The sequence below is a fragment of the Actinomycetospora straminea genome, assembly GCF_028737255.1.
GTDB classification, from domain to species: Bacteria; Actinomycetota; Actinomycetes; order Mycobacteriales; family Pseudonocardiaceae; genus Actinomycetospora; species Actinomycetospora straminea.
Genome location: NZ_JAQZAN010000002.1, coordinates 162,506 through 187,611 on the forward strand (window position 1 = coordinate 162,506; position 25,106 = coordinate 187,611).

At 76.6% G+C, this 25,106-nt stretch carries 22 protein-coding genes and 1 pseudogene; 14 read left to right on the forward strand and 9 right to left on the reverse strand.

What is annotated here, in order from left to right; all coding sequences use genetic code 11:
* On the reverse strand, positions 1-417 hold the full coding sequence (locus PH190_RS04005; protein ID WP_274230204.1) for a DUF2000 domain-containing protein: 417 nt from the start codon (positions 415-417) through the stop codon (positions 1-3).
* A gap of 96 nt (positions 418-513) precedes the next feature.
* Between PH190_RS04005 and PH190_RS04010 the strand changes: the two genes are divergently transcribed.
* The 3 genes from PH190_RS04010 (at position 514) to PH190_RS04020 (ending at position 4,834) form a co-directional block, all read left to right on the forward strand.
* A complete protein-coding gene (locus PH190_RS04010) occupies positions 514-3,273 on the forward strand; it encodes a helix-turn-helix transcriptional regulator (RefSeq protein WP_274230205.1) in 2,760 nt (919 codons plus the stop codon).
* A gap of 106 nt (positions 3,274-3,379) precedes the next feature.
* A complete protein-coding gene (locus tag PH190_RS04015; RefSeq protein WP_274230206.1) occupies positions 3,380-3,997 on the forward strand; it encodes a hypothetical protein in 618 nt (205 codons plus the stop codon).
* 21 nt (positions 3,998-4,018) lie between these two features.
* The gene (locus tag PH190_RS04020; protein ID WP_274230207.1) at positions 4,019-4,834 is read left to right on the forward strand and encodes an AraC family transcriptional regulator; all 816 of its coding nucleotides are present in this window, start codon (positions 4,019-4,021) and stop codon (positions 4,832-4,834) included.
* A 4-nt stretch (positions 4,835-4,838) separates the two neighbouring features.
* Here the strand turns inward: PH190_RS04020 and PH190_RS04025 are convergent, their stop codons facing one another.
* The 4 genes and pseudogenes from PH190_RS04025 to PH190_RS04040 form a co-directional block, all read right to left on the reverse strand.
* Positions 4,839-5,690, reverse strand: coding sequence for a PspA/IM30 family protein (locus PH190_RS04025; protein ID WP_274230208.1), 852 nt, complete (start codon positions 5,688-5,690; stop codon positions 4,839-4,841).
* Positions 5,691-6,235: 545 nt separating this feature from the next.
* Positions 6,236-6,452: pseudogene (locus PH190_RS04030) on the reverse strand (helix-turn-helix domain-containing protein); the annotation flags it as partial.
* A 156-nt stretch (positions 6,453-6,608) separates the two neighbouring features.
* Entirely contained in the window at positions 6,609-7,226 is a 618-nt protein-coding gene (pgsA, locus tag PH190_RS04035; protein WP_274230209.1) for a CDP-diacylglycerol--glycerol-3-phosphate 3-phosphatidyltransferase, read from the reverse strand.
* Positions 7,223-8,740: a MiaB/RimO family radical SAM methylthiotransferase gene (locus tag PH190_RS04040; protein WP_274230210.1), complete on the reverse strand. Its 1,518-nt coding sequence runs from the start codon at positions 8,738-8,740 to the stop codon at positions 7,223-7,225. Before PH190_RS04040 ends, pgsA begins: the two co-directional genes overlap by 4 nt.
* Before the next feature lie 95 nt (positions 8,741-8,835).
* Here PH190_RS04040 and PH190_RS04045 point away from each other — a divergent pair, with 95 nt between their 5' ends.
* Entirely contained in the window at positions 8,836-9,381 is a 546-nt protein-coding gene (locus tag PH190_RS04045) for an amino-acid N-acetyltransferase (RefSeq protein ID WP_274230211.1), read from the forward strand.
* On the opposite strand, the gene PH190_RS04050 is transcribed toward PH190_RS04045, so the two are convergent.
* Entirely contained in the window at positions 9,378-11,399 is a 2,022-nt protein-coding gene (locus PH190_RS04050) for a sensor histidine kinase (protein WP_274230212.1), read from the reverse strand. The genes PH190_RS04045 and PH190_RS04050 overlap by 4 nt on opposite strands.
* The gene (locus tag PH190_RS04055; protein WP_274230213.1) at positions 11,396-12,076 is read right to left on the reverse strand and encodes a response regulator; all 681 of its coding nucleotides are present in this window, start codon (positions 12,074-12,076) and stop codon (positions 11,396-11,398) included. Before PH190_RS04055 ends, PH190_RS04050 begins: the two co-directional genes overlap by 4 nt.
* Positions 12,077-12,120: 44 nt before the next feature.
* On the opposite strand from PH190_RS04055, the gene PH190_RS04060 reads away from it, so the two are divergent.
* Positions 12,121-13,143: an NAD-dependent epimerase/dehydratase family protein gene (locus tag PH190_RS04060; RefSeq protein WP_274230214.1), complete on the forward strand. Its 1,023-nt coding sequence runs from the start codon at positions 12,121-12,123 to the stop codon at positions 13,141-13,143.
* A gap of 70 nt (positions 13,144-13,213) precedes the next feature.
* On the opposite strand, the gene PH190_RS04065 is transcribed toward PH190_RS04060, so the two are convergent.
* Both PH190_RS04065 and PH190_RS04070 read right to left on the reverse strand, forming a co-directional pair.
* Complete coding sequence (locus tag PH190_RS04065) at positions 13,214-14,461, reverse strand: MFS transporter (RefSeq protein WP_274230215.1); 1,248 nt, start codon at positions 14,459-14,461, stop codon at positions 13,214-13,216.
* 86 nt (positions 14,462-14,547) lie between these two features.
* Positions 14,548-15,516, reverse strand: coding sequence for a LysR family transcriptional regulator (locus PH190_RS04070; RefSeq protein ID WP_274230216.1), 969 nt, complete (start codon positions 15,514-15,516; stop codon positions 14,548-14,550).
* Positions 15,517-15,785: 269 nt separating this feature from the next.
* Between PH190_RS04070 and PH190_RS04075 the strand changes: the two genes are divergently transcribed.
* The 9 genes from PH190_RS04075 to PH190_RS04115 all read left to right on the forward strand — a co-directional run bounded on the left by PH190_RS04075 (position 15,786) and on the right by PH190_RS04115 (position 25,087).
* Positions 15,786-16,718, forward strand: a complete 933-nt coding sequence (locus PH190_RS04075) for a fumarylacetoacetate hydrolase family protein (RefSeq protein WP_274230217.1) — start codon at positions 15,786-15,788, stop codon at positions 16,716-16,718.
* Positions 16,715-17,701, forward strand: a complete 987-nt coding sequence (locus PH190_RS04080; RefSeq protein WP_274230218.1) for a cyclase family protein — start codon at positions 16,715-16,717, stop codon at positions 17,699-17,701. Before PH190_RS04075 ends, PH190_RS04080 begins: the two co-directional genes overlap by 4 nt.
* Positions 17,701-18,834 (forward strand): FAD-dependent monooxygenase, encoded by a 1,134-nt coding sequence (locus tag PH190_RS04085; protein ID WP_274230219.1) that lies wholly within the window; start codon positions 17,701-17,703, stop codon positions 18,832-18,834. The genes PH190_RS04080 and PH190_RS04085 overlap by 1 nt, the downstream gene beginning before the upstream one ends.
* A 12-nt stretch (positions 18,835-18,846) precedes the next feature.
* On the forward strand, positions 18,847-19,782 hold the full coding sequence (locus PH190_RS04090; RefSeq protein ID WP_274230220.1) for a VOC family protein: 936 nt from the start codon (positions 18,847-18,849) through the stop codon (positions 19,780-19,782).
* Positions 19,782-20,750, forward strand: a complete 969-nt coding sequence (locus tag PH190_RS04095) for a fumarylacetoacetate hydrolase family protein (protein ID WP_274230221.1) — start codon at positions 19,782-19,784, stop codon at positions 20,748-20,750. Before PH190_RS04090 ends, PH190_RS04095 begins: the two co-directional genes overlap by 1 nt.
* Complete coding sequence (locus PH190_RS04100) at positions 20,747-21,766, forward strand: amidohydrolase family protein (protein WP_274230222.1); 1,020 nt, start codon at positions 20,747-20,749, stop codon at positions 21,764-21,766. The genes PH190_RS04095 and PH190_RS04100 overlap by 4 nt, the downstream gene beginning before the upstream one ends.
* Before the next feature lie 112 nt (positions 21,767-21,878).
* A complete protein-coding gene (locus tag PH190_RS04105) occupies positions 21,879-22,532 on the forward strand; it encodes an alpha-ketoglutarate-dependent dioxygenase AlkB family protein (protein WP_274230223.1) in 654 nt (217 codons plus the stop codon).
* A complete protein-coding gene (locus PH190_RS04110; protein WP_274230224.1) occupies positions 22,529-22,792 on the forward strand; it encodes an Ada metal-binding domain-containing protein in 264 nt (87 codons plus the stop codon). Before PH190_RS04105 ends, PH190_RS04110 begins: the two co-directional genes overlap by 4 nt.
* Positions 22,793-22,855: 63 nt before the next feature.
* Positions 22,856-25,087 (forward strand): DUF222 domain-containing protein, encoded by a 2,232-nt coding sequence (locus PH190_RS04115; protein WP_274230225.1) that lies wholly within the window; start codon positions 22,856-22,858, stop codon positions 25,085-25,087.
* Positions 25,088-25,106 lie beyond the last annotated feature (19 nt).

The following is a 25,106-nucleotide window of genomic DNA, read 5'->3' on the forward strand; positions in this document are numbered from 1 at the left end:
TCACCCGTGCATCCGGGCCCCCTTGACGATCTTGTCCACGGCGTTGCGCGGGCCGTGCACCGCGATCCCCACCAGGTCCAGGTCCGCGCGGGCCACCTTCGCCACCGCGGCGCGGTTGTCGGCGTCGTTGCCCGTCGCGAAGAGGTCGGCGGTGAAGATCGCCGGCGCGAGGCCCCGGTCGAGGGCGCGCCGGTGGGCGGCGCGCAGGACGTCGGCGTCGCCCGCGAAGACCATCACCGGCTGCCCGAGCATCGCGAGGTAGCGCGTGCCGTCGGCGTCGGCGTAGGGCTCGCCGACCAGCTCGGGGACCGCCGCGGTGATGCCGCTGACGAGGAACGCGGTCACGTTGAGGGACTGCCAGCCGGCGAGGTCGTCGCGCAGCACGACGGCGATCTTGGTGTCGAATCCGCTGCTCATGGCCCGACGATCACCCCTCGGGGCCGACCCGGTCTTGTACGTTCCTGGCGTCCGGCGGGACTGTGACGGCGGGCGACGCGGGTCCACACTGCCCCGATGGACCCCGTGCCGCCCGGCCGCGAGCACGAGACGGCGGTGCTCGCCGGGGCGCTGGACGACGCCCGCGCCGGCCGGGGCACGGCCGTCCTCGTCGCCGGCGAGGCGGGGATCGGGAAGTCGACGGTGCTCGCGGCGCTGCTCGACGCGGCGGAGCGCCGGGGCGTACCCGCGCTGCTGGGCCGGGCGAGCGACGACCTCGGCGCGCCCGCGTTCTGGCCGTGGCTGCGCCTGCTCGCCAGCCCCGCCGCCCGCGACCGGGGCCTCGACCCGCGTGTGCTCGACCCCGGCGCGACGGGCCCCGGCGTCAGCGACGCCCAGGCGCGGTTCCGGGCGGTGGCCGACACCGTCGACGCCCTGGCGGCGGCCGCGGACGGCGGGGTCGTGGTGGCCCTCGAGGACGTGCACGCCGCCGACGAGGCCTCGCTGGCCCTGCTGCGCCACCTCGCGGGTGAGGTCGTGGCGACGCGCGGCCCGTCCCTGCTGCTGGTGGCCACGACGCGCGACCCGGCGCCGGCGGGGCTCGAGGCCGCGCTGCCGGTCGTGCTGCGCCCGGGGCGTCTGGGGCGCGCGGCGATCCGCGAGCTGTTGCGCCGCCGCGACGGGACCACGCCCGCCGAGGACGACGTCGAGACCCTGCTGCGGGTCAGCGCGGGGCACCCCCTGCACCTGCGCGAGCTGCTGGCGGCTCCCGACGTGCACGCGGAGGCGGTCGCGCCCCTGGTCCGGCGCCGCGTCGCCGGCCTCTCCCCCGCCGCCCGGGACCTCGTCGCCACCGCCGCGGTCGCCGGCGACGACGTCGCGCGCGACCTCCTCGGCGACCACGACCCGGCCGCGCTCGTCGAGACCCTGGCCGCCGGCCTGCTGGTCGAGGACGCGCAGGACGCGGGGCGGGTGCGGTGGTCGCACGCACTGGTGCGCGCCGCGTGCCGCGACGGGCTCCCCGCCGCCCGCCGCCTCGCCGAGCACCGCCGGCTCGCCGCCGCGCTCCCGTCCAGGCAGCCCGGCGAGATCGCCGGCCACCGGCTCGCCGCCGCCGACTCCCCCGCCGCCCGGGCCGCCGCGGCGGACGCCTGCCGGCGGGCGGCCGAGGCCGCGACCGCCCGGCGCGCCCCCGACGACGCCGCCGCCTGGTACCGCCGCGCCCTCGACGTGACCGACGACGCCGTGGCCCGCGCCGAGGTCCGCCTGGCCCTCGCCCGCGCGCTCGCCCGCGCCGACCGCACCACCGACGCGCTCGCCGAGGCCGCCGCGGTCCTCGACGCCGCCGAGCAGGCTGGGCGCACGGACCTCGCCGCGGGCGCGGCCGTCGTGGTGCGCGGCGTCGGCCCCGACCTCGTCGCCGGCCGGATCGAGGGGCTCGTGCAGCGCGCCGGCACGCTGCTCGCCGGGGAGGACTCGGCGCGGCGGGCCCGCGTGCTCGCCCAGGAAGCGATGATCGCGGCGGTGCGCGGCCACCCGGACGAGGCCGCGGACACCTCGGCCCGGGCGCTCGCGATGGCCGACCGCCACGAGCACGAGCCCGAGGGCGTCGACGCCGTCCTGCACGCGCTGCACGCCCGCTACGAGGTGTGCGGCGGGCCCGCCCTGGTCGAGGACCGGCTCGCCGTCGGGCGGCGCACCATCGCCCTCGGCGCCTCCTCGCAACGCCCCGAGGCGCTGATCTGGGGCCACGTCTGGCGGATCGAGGACGCCTTCGAGCTGGGCGCGGCGGACGTCGTCGACGCCGGGATCGAGGCCCTCGGCGCGGTCGCCGACCAGCTCGGCGGCACCCTCGCCCGCTGGCACGAGCTGCGCGCCCGCGCCGCCCGCGCCCACCTCGCCGGCCGCTACGCCGACGCGTTCACGCTCGCCCACCGGTTCCGCGAGGTCGGGCGCCGCGGCCAGGACCCCACCGCCGACCCCCTCTTCGAGGGATTCACGAGCCTGCTCCACCGCGACCTCGGCACCCTCGCGTCGTGGCACCCCGACGAGGAGGCCTTCGCCCGGATGCGGCACGTCCCGGTCTTCTGGGCCACCGCCGGCGTCGCCTTCCTCGACCGCGGCGACCGGGACCTCGCCCACACGCTCTACGACGAGCTGCGCCCGCACCTCTGGGCGGTGCCGCCGACGGGCCGGTGGCGCCCGATCGCCTGCTGCGGCAGCGAGCTGGCCGTCGCGTTCGACGACACCGAGGTGGCGCGGGCCCTGCTCGCGCAGCTGCGCCCGCACACGGCCCTGCGCGGCGACAGCAGCACCGGCTCGGTCGGCCCCGTGGCCCGCTTCGCCACGCGGGTCGCGCGCCACCTCGCCCGCACGCCCGACGAGCACGACGAGGCCGTCCGGCTCGCCGAGCAGGCCGTGAGCTCCGACCGGCGCCTCGGCGCGGCGCCGGGGCTCGCGCAGTCGGACCTCGAGCTGGGCCGCGCGCTCGCCGCCCGCGGAGCGCCCGGCGACCGGGAGCGGGCCCGCCAGGTCCTCGACGAGGCGCGGACGGTGGCGCGCCGGCTGGGCCTGCGCCCGACCCTGGAGGGCGCGTCGGCGCTGCTCGCCGAGCTCACCGGGCTCGGCGCGGGGGCGGCGTCCCTGACCGCCCGCGAGCGCGAGACCGTCGCGCTCGTGGCCACCGGCCTGCCCAACCGCGAGGTCGCTGCCCGGCTCGTCATCAGCGAGCGGACCGTCGAGACCCACGTCCGGAACGCGCTGGCCAAGCTGGGGCTCCAGAACCGCACGCAGCTCGCCTCGTGGGCCGCGGGGACACGCGACGGGGCCCGGGCCTGAGGCGCTCTGCGTACCGCGATCTCCGTACCAGCGCGGAGGTCGACCGGACCCCGTCCCCGCCACGCTCGGTGGCACCCCACCCCACCACCGAGAGGACGTGGACGCCGTGTTCGCCCGATTCCAGACCGTCAGCGCGCTGCCCCCCACCGACGATCCCGACCGCAGCCGCCGCGAGCTCACCGACATCCTGCGCCGCCACGCCGGCTACGGCGGCGCCTACTTCCTCGTCTCCGGGTCGACCGCGGTGCGGGCCCTGGTGACGCTGTGGGCCACCGAGGAGGACGCCCGCGCCGCCTCCGACCGCACGCGCGCCGCCACCGGCGACGTCCCGCGCCCGGCGATGGTCGAGGACACCGTCTACGAGGTGATCGACGACGAGCCCGGCGCCGCCGCGGACGCCGAACCGGTGGTCGTCGCCGTCGCCGCCTTCGACGGGCCGATGAGCGACGCCGGCCGCGCCGCGACCGACCGCGTGCACCGCCGGAACATCATCCCCGCGCTGCAGGCGCTGCCCGGCACGGTGCGGCTGATGGTCCTGTGGGACCACCTCTCCCGGTCGATGCGCGCGCTGCTCTTCGCCGCCGACCCGGCCACCCTCGACGCGTCCCGCGGCGCCGTGGACGCCACCGACCCCGCCGCCGGCGAGGACCCGGCGCTGGTCTCGCCGCCCGACCGCATGGAGCGCTTCGACGTGGGCGCCGTGGACGCGCCGATCGCGCGCTGAGGGCGGGAGTACGTTCGGGCCGTGGCGGCGGGATCACGGGACCGGGTCCGCGCCTGGCGTCCCGCCGTCCCGGGCGTCGCCGAGGTCTTCCACGCACGGTTCGTCGACCACGCCTACCCGTCGCACACCCACGAGACGTGGACACTGCTGATCGTCGACGACGGCGCCGTGCGCTACGACCTCGACCGCCACGAGCACGGGGCGGTGCCGGCGTCGGTGACCCTGCTGCCGCCGCACGTCGCGCACGACGGTCGGTCGGCGCGGCCCGAAGGCTTCCGCAAGCGGGTGGTCTACCTCGACGACGCCGCTCTCCACGCCCCGTCGGTGGGCCGCGCCGTCGACCACCCGGCGGTCGACGACCCCGTCCTGCGACGCCGCGTCGACCAGCTGCACCACGTGCTGGCGCAGCCGGGCGAGGAGCTCGCGGCGCAGAGCCGCCTCGCGTTCGTCACCGAGCGGCTCGCGGCCCACCTCGGCGCGCGCCCGGACCTGCCCCACCACGGCCGGCACCGCCGCGACCCGGGCCTCGCCCACCGGCTGCGCGACCTGCTCGACGCCCGGCTGGTCGAGGGGCTCGCGCTCGACGAGGCCGCGCGGCTGCTCCACGCCCACCCGACGCACCTCGTGCGGGCGTTCGGCGCCGAGTTCGGGCTGCCGCCGCACCGCTACCTGACGGGGCGGCGCGTCGACCGGGCCCGGCGCCTCGTGCTCGAGGGCATGGCGCCGGCGGCGGTGGCCACGGCCGCGGGCTTCCACGACCAGGCGCACCTCACCCGGCACTTCCGCCGGGTGGTCGGCACGACCCCGGGCCGGTTCGCGGCCCGGGGCGCGTCGTGACCGGTCAGTACTGGCGGGGCGCCTGCTGCTGCTGGGTCGGCTGCTGCTGGGGCTGCGCCGGCGCGGGCTGCGCCTGCGTCGTCTGGCCCGCGGGGACCTGCGGCTGGCCCTGCGGCTGGCCCTGGCCGACCTGGCCCTGCCCCATCGAGGCGCGGATCTGGTCGAGGCGGCTCTTGCCCGCGTAGTCGCGCGTGGCCTGCTCGACCTCGAGCATCCGGCCCTGGACGCTGTTCTGCGCGAGCTCGGCCTGCCCGAGCGCGGTGGAGTAGCGGCGCTCGATCTTGTCGCGCACCTCGTCGAGCGACGGGGTGTTCCCCGGCGCCGCGACCTCGCTCATCTGGCGCAGCGACGCGGAGACCTGCTCCTGCATCTTGGCCTGCTCGAGCTGGCTGAGGAGCTTGGTGCGCTCGGCGATCTTGGTCTGCAGCACCTGCGCGTTGCGCTCGACGGCCTGCTTGGCCTGCTGCGCGGCGCCGATCGACTGGTCGTGCAGCGTCTTGAGGTCCTCGACGTTCTGCTCGGCCGTGACCAGCTGCGACGCGAACTGCTCGGCGCTCTGCTCGTAGCGCTGCGCGCCCTGCTCGTCGCCCTTGGCCCGGGCGTCGTCGGCCATGACCAGCGCCTGGCGCGCGGAGGCCTGCAGCTTCTCGATGTCGGCGAGCTGACGGTTCAGCTTCATCTCCAGCTGGCGCTGGTTGCCGATCACCGATGCGGCCTGCTGCGACAGCGCCTGGTGCTGCCGCTGCGCGTCCTCGATGGCCTGCTGGATCTGCACCTTCGGATCGGCGTGCTCATCGATCCGCGAGGAGAACGCGGCCAAGAAGTACCGCCAGGCCTTGACGAAGGGGTTGGCCATCTGCTCCCGCCCAACTCGTGACGTCGACTCGGCTCAGGCCGCGACATCCGCGCCTGGTCTCGATGTCCATGGTCTCACCTCCCCGCGGCGGCTTCCACCGACCCGCCGGGTCCGACGATCACGACCGGCGTGCTGCTCACAGCGCGTTCACACCGATCACCCGGCTCACGCCGCGACGCGGACCAGCGGCACCGTGCGGGCGCCGCCCCCGGTGCCCGCGAGCCCCACGAGCCGGACCGTCGTGGCCCCGTCCACGGGCGCCACGACCTCCTCGCCCGTGTCGTGGCCCGGGGCGCCCTCGGGCTCGGGCAGCGCGACGGTGCGCGGCGGCGCCGGGTCCTCGGGCTCGGGCGGGGTGGGGATGCGGGCAGACATGCTCGCCGAGGCACCGGCTCCGGCACCGTCACCCGTGGCCGCGCCCTGCTCCGGCTCGAACGCCTCCTCGACCGCGGTGCGCAGCTCCTCGTCGACCGGCGTGCCGTCCCCGTCGAGACCGCGACCGCCGACGCCGGCGGGCACGCGGCGCGGGACGGGACGCAGGGTGTCGGCGACCTCGTCGAGCAGCTCGGGCAGCGGCAGGGCCAGCGCGTCGCAGATGGCGGCGAGCAGTTCGCTGGACGGCTCCTTGCGGCCCCGCTCGATCTCCGAGAGGTAGCCGAGGCTGACCCGCGCCTCCCGCGAGACGTCGCGCAGCGTGCGGCGCCGCTCGGTCCGCGCGCGGCGGACGGCTCCGCCGATGGCCTCGCGCAACAGCAGCGACATGGCACACCTCCCAGCACCGGCCGCCGGGGAACCCCGGGTGACGCCCCGACAGCGGGGCGTCGACGACCGTGTCCGTCCACCGTACCGAGATCGCCGGGACGGCGACGCCGGCGCGGGCCCGGGGCTGTTCGTCGAGAGCGAACAGGTCGGTGGCCGCTACCGGGCCTTCGCCCGCGCCCGCAGCCGCAGCGCGCGGACCAGGTAGTCGACGCCGGTGAGGACCGTCACCACGACGGCCGCCAGCATGAGGACGGCGACCCCGGGGTCGAGCACCGCGGGCAGCGGCATGATCGCCAGCCCGAGCGCGATCGTCTGCAGGAACGTCTTGATCTTGCCGCCGCGGCTGGCCGGGATCACGCCGTGGCGCAGCACCCAGAACCGCAGCGCCGTCACCCCGAGCTCGCGGACCGCGATGGTGATCGTGATCCACCACGCGAGCTCCCCGAGCATCGACAGCCCGACCAGCGCGGCCCCGGTCAGCGCCTTGTCGGCGATGGGGTCGGCGATCTTGCCGAAGTCGGTGACCAGACCCCAGCGGCGTGCGAGGTCGCCGTCGAAGGTGTCGGTGAGCGACGCGATCGCGAACACCGCGAACGCCGCCCAGCGCCACGCCGGGCTCTGCCCGCCGTCGACGAACAGCACGACGAGGAACACGGGCACGAGCACGAGCCGCACGACGGTCAGGGCGTTCGCGATGTTGACCAGCGGTACGGGGGGCGTCACGACCCCGGTGGCCCCGGACGGCGAGGTGCCGTCGGGACCCGGGCCGGTCATCGCGCCCCGGCGCCGACGGGCGCCGCGGTGTCGAGCGTCTCCTCGGGGCCGAGGACCCGCAGCGCCTCGACCACCAGGTCGATGCCCTGGGCGTCCACCACGCGGGCGGCGACGACGACGCCCGGGGCGAGCCCCGCCAGCAGGTCCTCGTCGCCGGAGAGCAGGCACTCCCCGTCGACGTCGGGCCCCTGGTGCGCGGCCCGGCCGACCCAGACGAGCTCGGAGTCGTCAGGCTCGTCTGGGTCGGCCGAGCCGTCGTCGAAGCCGTCCTCGACCGTGTCCTGCCGCTCCACCAGCACCTCGACGGTGGTGCCCACCCGGCGGGCGGCACGGTCCTCGGCGACGTGCTCGGCGAGCCGGGTGATCCGCTCGACGCGCGCGGCGACCTCGGTCGGGTCGACCTTGTCGGGCAGGCCGAGGGCCTCGGTGCCGTCCTCGTCGGAGTAGCCGAACACGCCGACCGCGTCGAGCTCCGCCTCGGCGAGGAACGCCTCGAGCTCGCGCAGGTCGTCCTCGGTCTCGCCGGGGAAGCCGACGATGACGTTGGACCGGATGCCGGCCTCCGGGTCGAGCGCGCGGATCTCGCGGCAGAGCGCCAGGAACGTCTCGCGGGACCCGAAGCGGCGCATCCGGCGCAGCACCGGGGCGCTGGCGTGCTGGAAGGACAGGTCGTAGTACGACGCGACGCGCGGGGTCCGGGCGATGGCCGCGAGCAGCGGCGGGCGCACCTCGGCGGGCTGCAGGTACGACACCCGCACCCGGCGCAGCCCCGGCACCTCGGCCAGCTCGCCGAGCAGGCGCTCCAGCGCCCCGCCGGCCGCGCCGCGAGTGTCGATGTCCTTGCCGTAGGACGTGGAGTTCTCGCTGACCAGCAGCACCTCGGCGACGCCGTGGTCGGCGAGCCAGGCGGCCTCGGCGACGACGTCGCGGGGGTCGCGGGAGACGAAGGCGCCGCGGAAGGAGGGGATGGCGCAGAAGCTGCAGCGCCGGTCGCACCCCGAGGCCAGCTTGAGCGGCGCGACGGGGGCGTCGTCGAGCCGGCGCCGGGGCACCGTGGGCACCCACTCGTGCCCGGGGATGCTCGTGTCGCGCACCGCCTCCGGCCGCTTCACCGGGCTGATCGGCAGCAGCGTGCGGCGGTCGGTGGGCGTGTGGGAGGCGAGGGGGCGCCCGGCGAGGACGTCGTCGAGGCGGGAGGGTAGGTCGCCGTAGTGGTCGAAACCGAGCACCGCGGCCGCCTCGGGCAGCGCCTCGGCGAGCTCGGCGCCGTACCGCTCGGCCATGCACCCGACGGCGACGACCTTCGCGTCCCCGCCCCCGGCGGCCAGCACGGCGTCCACCGAGTCCTTCTTGGCCTGCTCGACGAAGGTGCAGGTGTTGACGACGACGACGTCCGCGTCGCCGTCGGCCCCGTCGGGCGACGCCGCGACGTCCCAGCCCTCGGCGGCGAGCCGGCCGGCGAGCTCCTCGGAGTCGACGTCGTTGCGGGCGCACCCGAGGGTCACCAGCGCCACCCGGGGACGCTCTTCGGTACGGGGGGAGCGCTCGACCACCTCCCCAGCCTATCGGCCCGGCCCCTGGCCTACCCTCCGCTGGTGGTGAGCTGCCGGTGACCTCGAGCAACGAGACGGCGCGGGAGGCGGTGGTCGGATCGGCCGCCCCGGTGCTGCTGCGCCGGGCCCGCACGGCCGACGTGCGCGGCATCAAGACGCTCGTCGACTCGTTCGCCGACGACAACATCCTGCTGCGCAAGCCGCTCGTGACCCTCTACGAGACGGTCCAGGAGTTCCGCGTCGCCGTGCGCGGGCGTGACGTCGTCGGCTGCGGGGCCCTCCACGTGCTGTGGGAGGACCTCGCCGAGATCCGCACCATCGCCGTCGACCCCCGCATGCAGGGCGCGGGGATCGGCCACGGGCTGGTGCACGAGCTGGTGGCCCAGGCCCGCGCGCTCGGGCTGCGCAGCGTGTTCGTGCTCACCTTCGAGGTGGCGTTCTTCGAGCGGCACGGCTTCCGCGAGATCGAGGGCTCGCCGGTGAGCCCCGACGTCTACGCCGAGATGATGCAGTCGGCCGACGAGGGCGTCGCGGAGTTCCTCGACCTCGCCTACGTGAAGCCGAACACGCTGGGCAACAGCCGGATGCTGCTCGACCTCTAGCCGACCGGCTCGACCCGCCGCCCCTCCTCCTCCCCCAGCACGCCCGCGTCGCGCCGCGGCAGGCGTGCCGCGACCCGCCAGCCCGGCCCGTGGGGCCCGGCCTCGACGGTCCCGCCGACGAGCGCGGCCCGCTCGCGCATGCCGACGAACCCGAGCCCCGAGCCCTCGGCGACCGCCCGGTGCCCGGGCCGCGGGCCGTCGTCGGTGACCTCGACGGTCACCGCCTCGTCGTCGTGGCGCACCGCGACCCGGGTCGGGGTGGGCCCGGCGTGGCGCAGGGTGTTGGTGAGGGCCTCGGTGACGATTTGCGCGGCGATGACGTCCGCCTCGGGCCGGTCGGAGGGCGCGGTGCCCGCGACGGTCACGGTCACCGGCAGCCCCGCCTCGCGCACCGGCGCCGCCAGGGCCGCCAGCGCGGTGGCGTCCAGCTCGATGTGCTCGGCGGCGTCACCGGAGGCCACGCCGGGGCCGAGGCCGGCGAGCAGCGTCGGGAGCGCGGTGGCGATCCGCTCCCCCTCCTCCGTGATCGTCGCGAGCGTCGCCGGTTCGGGCGCGACGCGGGCGGCGTGCACGGTCACGACCAGCGCGGAGAGTTCGTGGGCGAGGACGTCGTGCAGCTCGCGGGCCAGGCCGAGGCGCTGCGCGTGCACCGCCCGGGCGGCCTCGTCGGCGGCGCGCGCGGCGGCCCGGCGCGCCTCGGCCTGCGCCGAGCGCCGCTGGAGCACCCCGAGACCCCAGACCGCGGGGACGAGCAGGTAGGAGACGGCCACCGTCCACCGGTCGCCGCCGAAGCCCGCGGGCATCCCGATCACCGTCGTCGTCACCAGCACCGCGGCCGTGCACGCGGTGACCACGACGGCGGAGACCACCGTGGCCGCGGTGGTGCCCGCCGCCAGGCCCGCCCCGAAGACGATCACCCCCCACGAGGCCTCGGTGAGCAGGTGCGTGCTGCCCAGGAGCCCCGCGGCGGTCGACGCGGCCGTCGCCACGACCAGCGCCGGCAGCGGGGCCCGGCGCCACCACCCCAGCGCCAGCGCCTGCACCACCAGCGGCACGAGGGCGAGCGGGCGCGTGGGGTCGACGTCGAGCACGGCCAGGCTCGCCGTCGCCGGGCTGCCCGGTTCCAGCGCCGGCGCCGCCGCGGCCGCCGCGGCCCCCGACAGCGCGACGAGCGCGAGCATCCCGGCCCCGAGCAGGAGGCCGCCGCGCGAGGGGCGCCACGACGGCGCGTCGCCCGGGGCCTCGGCGGCGGCGGGGGCGGGCCCCGTCTCGGCCGCCGGTGCCCGCAGCACCGTCAGGGCCCGGCGCATGCCGGCCAGCGCCGCCCGGGCCTCGGCGGCGATGGCGACGAGCCGCGGGCCGGGGTCGGCCTCGCCGGCGAGGGCGCGGGTGCGCGTGACCACCCGCTCGACGCGGACCGCGACCAGCTCCCGCAGGTCGCCGGCCAGGCGGTCGCGCTGGGCGGCGAGGGCGTCGGCGAGGCGCTCGTGCTCCGCGCGGCGACGCCGGAGCGCGGCCCGGGCGGCGCGGAGGCGGGTGACGACGGCGAGCGCGGTGACCGCGAGCGCGACCGGCACCAGGGTGAGGTCGAGGCCGAGCGCGAGGCCCACCGCCCGGTCGGGCGCGCCGGGGTGCGCGACGAGGCCGGCGAGCAGCGGCGCCACCACGGTCACCCCGACGGCCGCGAGCGCGCCGGGCAGCGGGCGCGCCCGGCGCACCACGGCGTACACGAGGACCGCCCACACCCAGGTCGCGACGGTGCTGGAGATCGCCCAGGCCACCGGCACGCTCGCCCCGAACACGAGCAGCGCGCCGATCGGCCGCTCGCGCCGCCACAGCGCCGGCACCGTCTGCAGCGTCCCCGTCGCCATCACCGCGAGGACCGCGCCGGGGCCGGCTCCCGGCGCCCACGTCTCCGTCGCCAGCCCGGTGAGCACCACCATGAGCAGCAGCAGGCCGATGACGACGCCGTCGGTCGCCCTGAGCTCCGGCAGCAGGTCGACGTGGCGGGCGTTCACGATGATCGGGTGGGCACCAGGCCGCGCTCGAAGGCGTGCACGACGAGCTGCACGCGGTCGCGGCGGTCGAGCTTGCGCAGCAGGTGGGCCACGTGGGTCTTCACCGTCGACTCGGCGACGACCATCTCCGCGGCGATCTCCGCGTTCGACAGCCCGCGGGCGACCAGCACGAGCACGTCGTGCTCGCGCGCGGTGAGGCCCTCGGGCGGCCCCGCCGGCGCGGGCTGTGTGGGCAGCGCCGGCTCCTGGGCCACCCAGTCGCGGACCAGGCGCGTCGTCACCGACGGCGCGAGCAGCGACTCGCCCGCGTGGACGGTGCGCACCGCGCGCACGAGGTCCTCGGGGTCGGAGTCCTTGAGCACGAAGCCGCTGGCGCCCCCGCGCAGGGCGCGGCGCACGTAGTCGTCGACGTCGAAGGTGGTGACGACCAGGACCCGGGTGGCGGGGTGCTGCGCGGTGATCCGCTCGGTGGCGGTCAGCCCGTCGCCGCCGGGCATGCGCACGTCCATGAGCACGACGTCGGGCCGGTAGGACGCGACGGCGGCCACGGCGGCGGGCCCGTCGCCGGCCTCGGCGACGACGTCGATGCCGCCCGCGGCGGTGAGCACGGTGCGGAAGCCGGTGCGGACGATCGGCTGGTCGTCGACGAGCAGCACCCGGATCCCCACGGGCCGCATCGTGCCAGGGCCGGCGGGTAACCGCCCCGGTGTCCGCCTCACCCGTGACCACCGGCCCCTCGACCCCGGCCGGGCCCGCCACCGACCGCCTGACCGTCGCCGTCACCGGCGCGACCGGCACCTTCGGCAGCGGCCTGCTGCCCCTGCTCGCCGAGGACCCCCGCGTCGGCGACGTCGTCGGCGTCTCCCGGCACCCCGACAGCGGCTCCGGGCTCGGCCACGGCGCCGTCTTCCGCCGGGGCGACGTCCGCGACGAGGAGTCGCTGACCGGCGCGTTCACCGGCGCCGACGTCGTCGTGCACCTCGCCTACGACATCGTCGGCGCGACCAATCCGGGCGCGGTCGAGACGGTGAACCAGGAGGGCGTGCGCACGGCGTTCCGGGCCGCGGTCGCCGCCGGGGCCCGCCGCTTCGTCTACGCCTCCTCGCTCGGCGCGTACGGCTTCAGCGCCCACCACCCGCCGCGCATCCCCGAGAGCCACCCGCTCGCCGTCGACGACCCCTTCTTCTACGCCCGCGACAAGGCGCGCAGCGAGCAGATGCTGGCCGAGGAGTCGGCCGCGCACCCCGAGGTCGAGGTCCACGTCCTGCGCCCCAGCGGCGTCGTCGGGCCGGACCTCGCCGGCGCCAAGCTCCCGCTGCCCGGCCCGCTGGCGGCCCTCGGGCGCGGGCTGCTCGGCGCGGCGCGCGGCTACGCCCGCCTCGGGCTGCCGCTGGCCGTGCCGGCGTTCCCGCTGCAGCTCGTCCACCACGACGACGTCGGCCACGCCCTGGCGCGCTGCACGCTCGGCGAGGGCCCGGCGGGCGCCTACAACATCGCCGGCGACGGCCCCGTCACCCTCGCCGGTCTGGTGCGCGAGCTCGGGGCCACGGTGCTCGAGCTGCCCGCCGGGGTCGCCGAGGTGCCGTCCCGCGCGGCGATGACCCTCCCGCTCCCGCTGCCCCTGCAGTGGGTCGCCGCGACGACCTACCCGGCGATCATGGACACGACCCGCGCGAAGGAGGAGCTGGGCTGGCGGCCCCGCTTCACGGGCATCGGGGCGTGGCGGGACACGATCCGGCGCTGAGCAGGGCCGCCCACTCCCGGGGACTCGGACCGGCGAGCCCGGGCCCACCGGTGCCGGCGGTCGTCCTGGCCTACGGGGCGGGCGTCGCCACCGGCGCCCGGCTCGACCGCTGGGCCCGGACGATCGCCGGCGCCAGCACCGCCACCGCCGCGGTGACGACGCCGAGGGCGAGGATCGCCGTGGAGAGCGAACCGAGCGGGCCGGCGACCGCGAGCAGCACCAGCGGGCAGAAGAACTGGCCGATGAACATCGCGGCGGTCCAGAAGCCGGTGCCCCGGCCGCGCTCGGCGAAGCCCAGGCCCGACAGCGCCCAGGTCAGCAGCGTCGGCAGCAGCAGGCCGGTGCCGGCGCTCGCGACGACGGCGCCGACGGCGATCACGGGCACGGCCGAGGAGATCCCGACCACGACGAGGCCGACGGCCGCGAGCCCGAGGGCCACCGGGAGCAGGACCCGCGTGCCGCGCCGGGCCACCCGGCCGAAGGTGTAGCCGCCCGCCGCCGTCGCGAGCGAGGCGACGGCGGACAGCAGGCCGATCGTGGCCGTCGACGTCACGCCGACCGAGGCCAGCACCAGCGAGAGCTCGGCGATCGGGGTGTAGAAGACGATGCCGCCGAACAGCGTGACCAGGCACGGCACCGCGATGAGGCGCCACGGCACCGGCGGCAGCGCCGCGGCCGGCGTCCGCCCGGTGGAGCGCACGAACACCGCCACGAGCACCGCGATGACGAGGCTGGAGAAGTAGAGGACGAACGGCGCCCGCCAGCTCACCGCGCCGAGCGCGCCGCCGAGGCCGAAGAAGACGGTGGCCGCGAGTGTCGTCGCGATCGTCTGCCGGCCGAACCAGCGGTCGCGGGCCGTGCCCTCGAACAGGTCGGCGAGCAGGGTCGTGCAGGCGGTCATGATCGCGGCCTCGCAGATGCCGACCCCGACCCGGCTGGCGACGATCGCGCCGAGCAAGTCCAGGTAGAGCGGCGCGGTGCCGAACAGCGCGTAGACCACGAGGGCGGCGACGAGCACCCGCTTGCGCCCGGCGGCGTCGACGATCCGGCCGGCGACCGGCGCGAGCAGGCCGATGACGAGCGCGGGCGCGGTGAGCACGATCGGCACGAGGGCCTCGACGCCCGCCGTGCCCGCGAAGGCCTCCATCATCCGCGGCAGCACCGGGGCGAGCAGCACCGAGCCCAGGACGGGCAGGCAGCTGCCCGCCAGCAGGATCGCACCCTGCCCGCTCGCACGCTGCCCGCTCGCGCCCTGCCCGATCGCACCCCGGGTCCGGGCCGCCCGGCCCTGGCCCGCGTCCTCGCCGGTGACCGTCACGGTCGTCCTCCGCACTCTCTCCCGGGGGCCGTGATCGGCACCACACGTGCGGCGAAGTGTCCGGGCGGGCGGCGGGTGATCGGAAATCACTCCGGTTGGGGGTCGCCATCCGCGTCGCTGATGGCGGGCAGGTCGGCGACGACCTCGGTCAGCAGCGCGCGCAACCACCGGTGGGCCGGGTCGGTGTCGTACATCGGGTGCCACCACAGGGCCTCGAGCAGCGGGGCGACCTCGAACGGCGGGTCCAGCACGCGGACCCCGTCGCCGGGGGCGAGACGGGCGGCGAGCCGCGACTGGACGAGGGCGACGCGCTCGGTGCCAGCGACGAGGTCAGGCACCGGCAGGAAGGACTCGACGACGACCTGGGCGCGCGGCTCGATGCCCAGGGTGCGCAGCGCCAGCGCGGCCGGGGTGAACGCCGTCGGGCGGTGGTAGATCGTCACCCACGGCAGGACGGCGAGGTCGTCCAACGTGGCACGGGCGCCGACGCGGGCGTTGTCGGCCGACGCGAGCAGCACCCAGCGGTCGGCGTAGAGGTCGAGGTAGGGCAGGTCGTCGAGGAACCCGTGCGGCATGACCAGCCCGTCCACCCCGCGCAGCCTGGCCGCGCCGCCCACGACGTCCTCGGGACTGTGCGGGCGCAACGAGAGCCGGGCGCACGGCGCGCGCTCGGCCAGCGCCGCGGCCAGCGGGACCCCGAGGACCGTCGTCGCGTAGTCCGAGACCAGCAACGTGAACTCGCGGGTCGTCGACGCCGGGTCGAAGTCGGGCGCCGCCGAGAACACGCCCTCGATGCCGGCCACGGCGCTCTCGGTGCGCTCGACGAGGCGCAGCGCGAGCGGCGTCAGCTCGTAGCGGTTGCCGACGCGGACGAGCAGGTCGTCGCGGTAGTGGCGACGCAGCCGGGCGAGCGCCGCGCTCACCGCGGGCTGCGACAGCCCGAGCACGGCCGCGGCGCGGGTGACGTTGCGCTCGGCGAGCAGGGCGCGCAGCGAGAGCAGGAGGTTGAGGTCGAGGTTCGCCAGCCGCAGGGGTCGCGGGGCGTCCTCGTCCATCCCGTATCCCTACCGCACTCCCTCCCGCAGCCCTACCGCAGCGCGCCCCCCTGCGTCCGGATCACCCACGCCACGTGATCAGCAGACCGAAAGGCACCTCCCGGGCCCCGCCGCACGTGCCTTCCGACCTGCTGATCACGGAACAAGGGCGGTGCCGTGGCCGAGGCATCGACCGCGGCGATGCCCGGCATCAGCAGTTCGCGGTTCCCGGGCCGTCGACGGTGACCGCATGGTGGGCGGGACCACACCGAGGGCGCTGCGGAGGACGCATGATCAGGTTGGGGACCTTCTCGCGGCCCGGGGAGGACCGGCCCTTCCCGGGGCTCGTGACCGGCGACGAGGGGGCCGAGCGCGTCGACGACCTGTCCGACCTCGCGGCGGGCACCCGCGATCTGCTCGCCGGCTGGGACGACGTGCTCCCCGCGCTGGACGCCCGCACCGGCGGCGAGCCGCTGGCCGGGCTGCGCGTGCACGCCCCGGTCGAGCCCGGGCAGATCCTGCAGTCGGGCGCCAACTACCGCACCCACGTCATCGACCTCGCCGCCGCGCACCACGCCGAGCGCGGGACCCGGCCCGATGCGGAGATCCGCGCCGAGGTCGCCGAGATGATGGACCGGCGCGCCGCCGAGGGCACGCCCTACCTGTTCATCGGCCTGCCGTCCGCGGTCACCGGCCCGCGCGAGGACGTCGTCATCCCGGCGTGGACGCAGCAGTTCGACTGGGAGCTCGAGCTGGCCGCGGTCATCGGACGCGCGGCGTTCCGCGTCGACCGGAGGCGTGCCCTCGAGCACGTCGCCGCCTACACGATCGCGAACGACCTCACGGCCCGCGACCAGGTGTTCCGCCGCGACATGCCCGAGATCGGCACCGACTGGTTCCGCGGGAAGAACGGCCCGGGCTTCACCCCGCTCGGCCCGTGGCTCGTGCCCGCCCGGGACGTCGACCCGACCGACCTGCGCATCCGCCTCGACCTGAACGGCGAGGTGATGCAGGACGAGACCACCAAGGACATGCTCTTCGACGTCGCCGCCCTCGTGGCCGCGGCCTCGGAGATCACGCCGCTGCGGCCCGGCGACCTCGTGCTCACCGGCAGCCCGGCCGGCAACGGCATGGCGCTCGGCCGGCTGCTGCGCGACGGCGACGTCGTGACCGGGTCGATCACCGGCCTGGGCACCCAGCAGACGCGGGTGGTGGCGGAGTGACCGACACCAGCGCGATCGTGGCCGCCGGCCACGACCCGGCCAAGCCCGAGGAGGCCGTCGCGGCCGTCGCCGCCCGCGTCTCGCGGTGGGGCCGCTGGGGTCCGGACGACGTCCTGGGCTCGCTGAACCTGCTCACCCCGGCCAAGCGGGTGGAGGGCGCGGCGTGCGTCCGCACCGGGACCGCGTTCTCGCTGTCCCAGCCCTTCGACGAGACCGGCCCGCAGAACGGCTGGAAAAAGCGCACCAACCCGGTGCACACCATGCTCGGCACCGGCCACGAGGCCCTCGACGGCGAGTTCCCCCACGGCATCGGCGGCGCCGACGACGTCATCGCCATGCCGCTGCAGTGCTCGACGCAGTGGGACGGCCTGGGCCACATCTTCGACCACGGCAAGGCCTGGAACGGCCGGGACGCCGCGGCGGTGGTGCGGGTCGAGGGCGACCGGCTCACCGGCATCGAGACCGCCGCCGCCCACCTGGCCGGGCGCGGGGTCCTGCTCGACGCCGGGCGGGTGCTCGGCGACGAGCAGGGCGAGCTCCCGGACGCCTACCCGATCACCGCCGAGGAGCTCGACGAGGTCGCGCGGGTCCAGGTCGTCGAGGTCCGGGCCGGCGACATCGTCTGCGTGCGCACCGGCCAGTACGCCCGCACCCGCCGCGAGGGCTGGGGCGGCTACGCCGGCGGCCCGGCGCCCGGGCTGTCGTTCACCACGCTCGACTGGCTGCGCGACTCCGACATCGCCGCCATCGCCACCGACACCTGGGGCGTGGAGGTGCGGCCCAACGAGTTCGAGGTCGCCTTCCAGCCGCTGCACCAGGTCGCCATCCCGCACCTGGGCCTGTTCCTCGGCGAGATGTGGGACCTCGACGGCCTCGCCGACGCCTGCGCCGCCGAGGGCCGCCACGACTTCTTCCTCACCGCCGCGCCGCTTCGGATCACCGGCGCCGTCGGCTCCCCCGTCAACCCGATCGCGGTGATGTGATGACCAGCCCCGAGCACGTCCTCGTCGTCGGCGGCGGCGCCGCCGGCACCGCCACCGCGATCCTGCTGGCCGGCGCCGGGGTGTCCGTCGACCTCGTCGAGGCCAGCCCGGAGATCGGGGCCTCCGGCTCCGGGATCACCCTGCAGGGCAACGCCCTGCGCGTCTTCCGGGACCTCGGGGTGCTCGACGACGTCCTCGCCGCCGGGTACGCGTTCGACGAGGTCGGACTGCGCACGCCCGACGGCGGCGTGCTGGCCGTCATCCCCGACGCGCGCACCGGTGGGCCCGACCTGCCCGCGACCGTCGGGATGCCGCGCGGGGAGATGGCCCGGCTGCTGGCCGTCCGGGCCGCCGAGGTCGGCGTCAAGGTCCGTACCGGGGTCCGCCTGGAGGGTGTCACCGAGGCCGGGGAGGTCGCGTGCTCCGACGGCACGCGGGACACCTACGACCTCGTCGTCGGCGCCGACGGCCTCAACTCCGTGGTCCGCGCCGCGATCGGGATCGACACCCGGCCGGAACCGCTCGGCATGGGCATCTGGCGGGTCTTCACGACGCGGCCGGCGAGCATCACCCGCACCGACCTCACCTACGGCGGTGCGGCCTACATCGCCGGCTACTGCCCCACCGGCGACGACTCGATCTACGCGTACCTCGTCGAGGACGCCGCCGACCGGACGGGCCTGTCCCCCGACGAGCAGCTCGCCACGATGCGCGAGCTGGCCGGGCACTACGGCGGCCCCTGGACCGAGATCCGCGAGCGGATGACCGACCCGTCGCGGGTGAACTACACGTGGTTCACCCACCACCTCGTCGACGGCCCGTGGCACCGCGGGCGCGTCGTGCTCGCCGGCGACGCCGCCCACTCGTGCCCGCCCACCCTCGCCCAGGGCGCGGCGATGGCGCTCGAGGACGCGGCGGTGCTGGTCGAGGAGCTGCTCGGCGGGGACGACCTCGACGCCGCGCTGACCGCCTACACCACCCGTCGCCGGGAACGCGCCGGCACGGTCGTGGCGGGCTCGGTGCAGCTCGCCCGCTGGCTGCTCGACCACGAGCCCCCGCCGCAGGCCGGCGGCGCCGCCGACGTCCCCGGGCTGATGGCCCGCACCTCCGCGCTGCTCGCGCAGCGCCCCTGACCAGAGGACACCATGGACCGCCTCATCACCCACCTCCGGCACGTCGACCTCGCCGTGCCCGACTTCGACACCCAGCTCGCCTTCTACCGCGACCTGTGGAAGCTCGCGCCGGAGACCACCGACACCGGCATCGCGTTCCTCGCCGCCGAGGGCTCGCCCGAGCAGTACCAGGTGCGGCTGCGCGCCGACGCGGAGAAGCGGGTCGACCTCATCGCGTTCGGGGCCGAGACCGCCGCCGACGTCGACGCCCTCGCCGAGAAGCTGGGCCGCGACGGCGTCACGCTCGTCTCCACCCCGGACAAGCTGCAGACCCCGGGCGGCGGCTACGGCTTCCGGTTCTTCGACCTCGAGGGCCGCACGATCGAGGTCTCCGCCGACGTCGCCACCCGCGCGCACCGCCGCGTCTCCGAGGGCGAGTCGGTGCCGGTCAAGCTCTCGCACGTGGTGATCAACTCGCCGCAGCCCGAGGCCCTGGTCGCCTGGTACGACCGCCACCTCGACTTCAAGCTCTCCGACACGCTGTTCTCTCCCCACATGGGCGAGATGATGTGGTTCCTGCGCTGCAACCCCCAGCACCACTCGCTGGCGATCGCGCGCTGCCCGCACGTGTCGCTGCACCACGCGTCATTCGAGCTGCGCGGCATCGACGAGTACATGCGCGGCACCGGGCGGCTGCTGCGCGCGGGCGTCGAGAAGGTGTGGGGGCCGGGCCGGCACCTGGCCGGCAACAACACGTTCTCGTACTTCCTCGACCCGCAGGGCAACACCGTCGAGTACACGACGGAGCTGGAGTGCCTCGACGAGGACACCTGGCACCCGTCGCTGTACGACTTCACGAACCCCGAGGTCTCCGACCAGTGGGGCACGGCGAACCCGATGAGCGAGTTCGTCGCCAAGAAGTCGTTCAACGACCCCGACCGCGGCGTCTTCGTCGCGCCACCGTTCTGATGAAGATCGCTTCGGTCCTCCACGAGGGGTCGCACCGTGTCGGGGTGGTGGTCGACGACGGCGGCGACCAGCGGGTGCACCTGCTCGACCGGTCCGTCACCGTGCTCGAGCTGCTGCAGGCCGGCGCGCTGCTCGACGCGGGGCGCGACGCCCTGTCGGCGCCGGCCGTGGCGCTGGACGCGGTCCGCCTGCTCGCCCCGCTGCAGCCGCCGACGGTGCGCGACTTCGTCGCGTTCGAGGAGCACGTCGAGGGGATGCGGAACCTGGCCGGCATCCCGGAGGCCTGGTACGACGCGCCGACGTTCTACTTCTCCAACCCCTACGCGACGCTCGGCCCGGCCGACGACGTCCCGGTCCCGCCGGGGTGCACGGTGCTCGACTTCGAGCTCGAGATCGGCGCCGTCGTCGGCCGCACCGGCCGGGACGTCGCCCCGGCGGACGGGTGGTCGCACGTCGCGGGGCTGACGATCCTCAACGACTGGTCGGCCCGCGACCTGCAGTCCCGGGAGATGCAGGTCGGGCTCGGGCCGGCGAAGGGCAAGGACACGGCGACGACGCTCGGGCCGTGGCTGGTCACGGCCGACGAGTTCGCGCCGGACCCCGAGGGCTTCCTCGACCTGGCCATGACCGCGGCGGTCGACGGGACGGTCGTCGGCGAGGACCTGCTGTCCAACATGGGCTGGCCCTTCGGCGACCTCGTGGCCTACGCGTCCCGCGGCACCGAGGTCCGCCCCGGCGACGTGCTCGGCTCGGGCACCTGCGGCCACGGCGGCTGCCTCGGCGAGCTCTGGGGCCGCGGGACCTCCCGCGACGAGCGGCCGCCGCTGGCTCCCGGCTCGGAGGTGACGCTGACGGTCGAGGGCATCGGCACCCTGACCTCGCGCGTCGTCCCCGGCACCGACCCCGTCCCGATCCCCGGCGCCCGCTCCCGTCCCCGCACTCGGCCCGGCGACAGGGAGCCCGCATGAGCCCGACCACCGACGTCCACGCGCACCTGCTGGTCCCCGCCGCCGAGGCTCTCGTCGCCGACGAGCCGGCGCTCGCGGCCGCCCGGGCGACCGAGGCGCGGGCGGCCGGGCCCGCGTCCGCGCGCGTCAACCGCGAGCAGATCGGGGCGCTCGGCCCGGCGCTCACCGACCGGGACCTGCGGCTCGCGGCGATGGACGCGGCCGGGACCGAGGTGCAGCTGGTCAGCCCGATGCCGATCCACCACACCTGGGCCGGGCGGGACCTCGCCGCCCGGTACGCGGCGACGGTCAACGACGGGGTCGCGGCGCACTGTGCGGGCGCGCCGGAGCGCCTGGTCGGGCTGGGCACGGCGCCGCTGCAGCACCCCGACCTCGCCGTCGAAGTCCTGCGCGCCGCGGTCGCCGCGGGCCTGCGCGGGGTGGAGATCGGCACGTTCGTCGCCGGGCCGGACGGGGTGCGCCGGGAGCTCGACGACCCGGCGCTCGCGCCGTTCTGGGCCGCGGCCGCCGAGCTGGAGGCGATCGTGTTCGTGCACCCCTGGGGATGCACGTTGGGCGAGCGCCTCGACGTCGGCTACCTGTCCAACAGCGTCGGCAACCCGGTCGAGACCACCGTCGCGCTCTCGCGGCTGGTGGCGACGGACGCCCTGCCCGAGGGGGTCCGGGTGCTGGCGGCGCACGGGGGCGGGTTCTTCCCGTACGGCTCGGCGCGCCAGGACCACGCCTGGCACGCCCGTCCCGGCGACCGGGTCGCGCCCGCGCCGCCGAGCCGGGCCCTGCGACGGCTGTGGTTCGACGCGCTCGTCCACACCCCGGAGGCCCTGCGCCACCTCGTCGCCGTGGCCGGTGCCGACCGCGTCGCGATCGGCACCGACTACCCCTTCGACATGGGCGTCACCGACCCCCTCGACCGCCTCGCCGCCGCGGGCCTCGACCCCGCCGAGGCCGAGCTGGTGCGCGCGGGCAGCGCGGCGGCCCTGCTCGCGCCCGCCCGGCCGCCGATCAGGAGCACCTGACGCCCCTCGCCGGGCGTCCCCGGGTGCACGACGTCGCTCCTGGTCTCCGGCCCGGCGCCACGAGCGCGGGCGACGCGGTGTTCCCTGGTCCGGAGACGCCGGAGGAGGGCCCGTGCTCGAACTGATCCCGCGCGAGCGGCGGACGCTCCTGCCCGGCGTCGTCCACGTGCCCGACTGGCTCGACGTGCCCGCGCAGCAGCGGCTGGTCGGGGCCGCGCAGGCGTGGGCGCGGGAGGGTCCCGGGGCCCGGCACGCGACGCTGCCCGGCGGGGCGCGGATGAGCGTCGAGACCGTCTGCCTGGGCTGGCACTGGATCCCGTACCGCTACAGCCGCACCCGCGACGACCAGGGGGGATCGCCGGTCAGGCCGTTCCCGGCGTGGCTGGCCGACCTCGGCGCGCGGGCCGTCGCCGACGCCTACGGGGCGCCCGAGGTCGTGTACCGACCGGACGTCGCGCTGATCAACTCCTACCGCGGCGACGCCCGCCTCGGCGTGCACCAGGACCGCGAGGAGCGCGCGCCCGACCCCGTGGTGTCGCTGAGCCTCGGCGCCGCCTGCGTGTTCCGGATCGGCAGCCCGCACCACCGCCGCGGCCCGTGGCACGACGTCGAGCTGCTCTCCGGCGACCTGGTCGTCTTCGGCGGTGAGCACCGCCTCGCGTACCACGGCGTCCCGAGGCTCCTGCCCGACCGCGACGTGCCCGACGTCGGCACCGCCCCCGGCGAGCGCATCAACATCACCCTGCGCGTCTCGGGTCTCGCGTGACCCACCGCCTGCTCGGGGCTGACGGCCCATACGACTCGCCGACGCCCGGCACGCTCGGCGGCCACCGGCGCCTGCGGATCTACGGACGCCTCGACTGCCCGAGCGCCCTGCGCCGGCTCGCCCGGGGCCAGTACGCGCGACATCGCGTGTTCTTCGCCGACGAGGCCACCGCGCGGGCCGCCGGCTACCGGCCCTGCGCACGGTGCCTGCCGGAGGCCTACCGGGTCTGGGCAGGGAATCGTCATCGTTCCGTGACCTGACCGGGGCTTCGTGGCACCGTCTCCGGCCCGGCACTGTCGGGGGTCGGTCCTAGCGTTCCGGGTGTGAGCATCGACCACGACCTGAGCGCCGGCCCGGCGGCCGTGCTCGACGGTCGTGCGCCCGATGCCGAGCTCGTGGCGACGCTCGACGACATCGACCCGACCGCGCTGACCGGGGAGGCCCTGGCCTCGTACGTGCGGGCGCGGTGGCGGGTCCACAACCACGCCGAGGCCCAGCTGCTGGCCGGGCTGCGGGAGCTCGGCACCGCCCGGGAGGGGCGCACGGTCCGGCTCGCGAGCTCGGACGAGTTCTCCGGCGACGAGGTCGCCGCGCTGCTGGGCTGGTCGCGCACGATGGCGGCCCGCCGGCTGGACCTGGCCGACGACCTCGCCGAGCGGTTGCCGGCGGTGGGCGCCGCGATGTGGCAGGGCCTGCTCGACGAGCCAAAGGTCCGGGCCATCAGCGAGCTCACCGGCGACCTGTGCGACGACCACGCCCGCTTCGCCGCGGCCGAGGTCCTGCCCGAGGCCCCGGAGCTGCCGGTGGCGGCGCTGCGGGAGCGGCTCGAGCAGATCGCGCTCGACCTCGACCCGGACTGGGCCGAGCGCCGGCGCCGGCGCGCCGAGGCCCGCGGGCGGGTGCTGCTGTCGGCGAACCCCTCCGGCACGGCGACCCTGGCGCTGGTGGACGCGCCCGCGACCGAGGGCATCGCCTCGATGGCGCGGATCGAGGCCCTGGCCGCCGCGGTGCGCCGGCTGGGGGTGCTGGTCCCGATCAGCCAGCTGCGGATGCAGGTCGGGATGCGGCTGCTCAACGGCTCCACGGCCGGCATGACCGACGAGGCCATCGCCGCACTCCTGGCCGCCGAGTACCACGCCACCGGCAGCCCCGAGGGCGCACCGGACGACGGTCCGGGCGAGCAGGGCCCCGTCGACCCGCGCTCTGCGCCCGACGACTCGGACGGTCCCGACGACGAGGGATCGGACGGCACGGACGGCGAGCCCGACGAGGGCCCCGACGACGGCAGCCCCGGCGGCGGTCCGGGGAGCGACGAGCCGGACGACGCGCCGCTCGACGGCCCCGGCGGCGGAGGCGACGCCGGTGACGACCAGCCCTCGGGTGCCACGGATGACGACTATCGCGGCCACAGCACCTCGGACGCCCTGTCCGACGGGGCTTCGCCGACGTTGTCCCCGCCCCGCTCGTCCGCCGACCACAACGCCCTCGCACTCGCTAGCGCACCAGACCGGCCCGAGGACAACGAGTCGCCCGGGTCGGGGCCGCCGGAGTCGCGCGCGGGGCAAGTCCGCCAGGGCACCGTCGAGGTGCGGCTGCGGCTGACCACGGCGCTGGGCCTCGACCAGCACCCCGCCACCGTGCCCGGCTACGGCGCGATCACCGCGCCCGTGGCCCGCGAGCTGGTCGCCCGCCACCACGACGGCGAATGGCGTGTGGTGCTCACCGATCCCGACGGGCACCTCCAGCACGTGCTGCTCGCCCGCCGGCGACCATCCCGCCCCCGCGGCCGGGACCGGGCGCGGGGGCGGGCACCGGGCGCGACCCGGACAGGCGCGATCGTCGAGATCCAGGTCCCGACGGCGGTGCTCGCCGCCCTGGAACCCGACGATCACGGCGACTGGGCGCCCCTGCTCCACGAGCTCCGGCAACGGCTCCGAGACCTGGTGGCGCACGGTCACCTCGGGCGCCCACCCGACGCCGACTCCGGCCCCGACCAGTGGGTCCGGCGTCGACCCGGCGCCGAGGCCGAACGCTGGGTCCGGGTCCGCGACCGGCACTGCGTCGCTCCGGCCTGCCGCCAGCACGCGCACCGGGCCGAGATCGACCACACCCGCGGCCACGCCTCCGGCGGCCCCACCGTGACCTGGAACCTCGGCGCCTGGTGCACCCACCACCACCGCCTCAAGCACCTGGGCGGCTGGCGCGTGCGGCAGCCCTCGCCCGGGTGGTTCGTCGTGCGCACCCGCGCCGGGGTCACCCACACCACCCGACCACCGCGGGTCCTCGAGCCCCTCCCGGGACCACGGCCCGCCGTCGAGCCCCGACCCCTGCCCGACGACGGCTGGCACGACGAGGCCCAGACCCAAGACGCCGAGCCCGGTCAGATGCCCGACGACGGCTCGCTCGGCCTGGCCCGACAGGACGACGCCCAGCCTCACGACGCCCTCGACCTCGAGCAGCAGCCGAGCACGCCCGCGCCCTCCGCGCGCCCGGCACCGACGTCCCCGAAGACCACGCCCGTCCCCGACCCCGACGACGACGCCCCGCCGTTCTAGGCAGGAGGGTTCCGGGCAG

What these genes read in the sequence shown, in the direction of transcription:
- PH190_RS04025 (WP_274230208.1), bottom strand. Translation starts at nt 5,690, where the DNA reads ATGGCCAACCCCTTCGTCAAGGCCTGGCGGTACTTCTTGGCCGCGTTC.
- PH190_RS04100 (WP_274230222.1), top strand. Translation starts at nt 20,747, where the DNA reads ATGAGCCCGACCACCGACGTCCACGCGCACCTGCTGGTCCCCGCCGCC.
- PH190_RS04055 (WP_274230213.1), bottom strand. Translation starts at nt 12,076, where the DNA reads ATGCGGCCCGTGGGGATCCGGGTGCTGCTCGTCGACGACCAGCCGATC.
- PH190_RS04010 (WP_274230205.1), top strand. Translation starts at nt 514, where the DNA reads ATGGACCCCGTGCCGCCCGGCCGCGAGCACGAGACGGCGGTGCTCGCC.
- PH190_RS04090 (WP_274230220.1), top strand. Translation starts at nt 18,847, where the DNA reads ATGGACCGCCTCATCACCCACCTCCGGCACGTCGACCTCGCCGTGCCC.
- PH190_RS04075 (WP_274230217.1), top strand. Translation starts at nt 15,786, where the DNA reads ATGATCAGGTTGGGGACCTTCTCGCGGCCCGGGGAGGACCGGCCCTTC.
- pgsA (WP_274230209.1), bottom strand. Translation starts at nt 7,226, where the DNA reads ATGACCGGCCCGGGTCCCGACGGCACCTCGCCGTCCGGGGCCACCGGG.
- PH190_RS04070 (WP_274230216.1), bottom strand. Translation starts at nt 15,516, where the DNA reads ATGGACGAGGACGCCCCGCGACCCCTGCGGCTGGCGAACCTCGACCTC.
- PH190_RS04005 (WP_274230204.1), bottom strand. Translation starts at nt 417, where the DNA reads ATGAGCAGCGGATTCGACACCAAGATCGCCGTCGTGCTGCGCGACGAC.
- PH190_RS04085 (WP_274230219.1), top strand. Translation starts at nt 17,701, where the DNA reads ATGACCAGCCCCGAGCACGTCCTCGTCGTCGGCGGCGGCGCCGCCGGC.
- PH190_RS04095 (WP_274230221.1), top strand. Translation starts at nt 19,782, where the DNA reads ATGAAGATCGCTTCGGTCCTCCACGAGGGGTCGCACCGTGTCGGGGTG.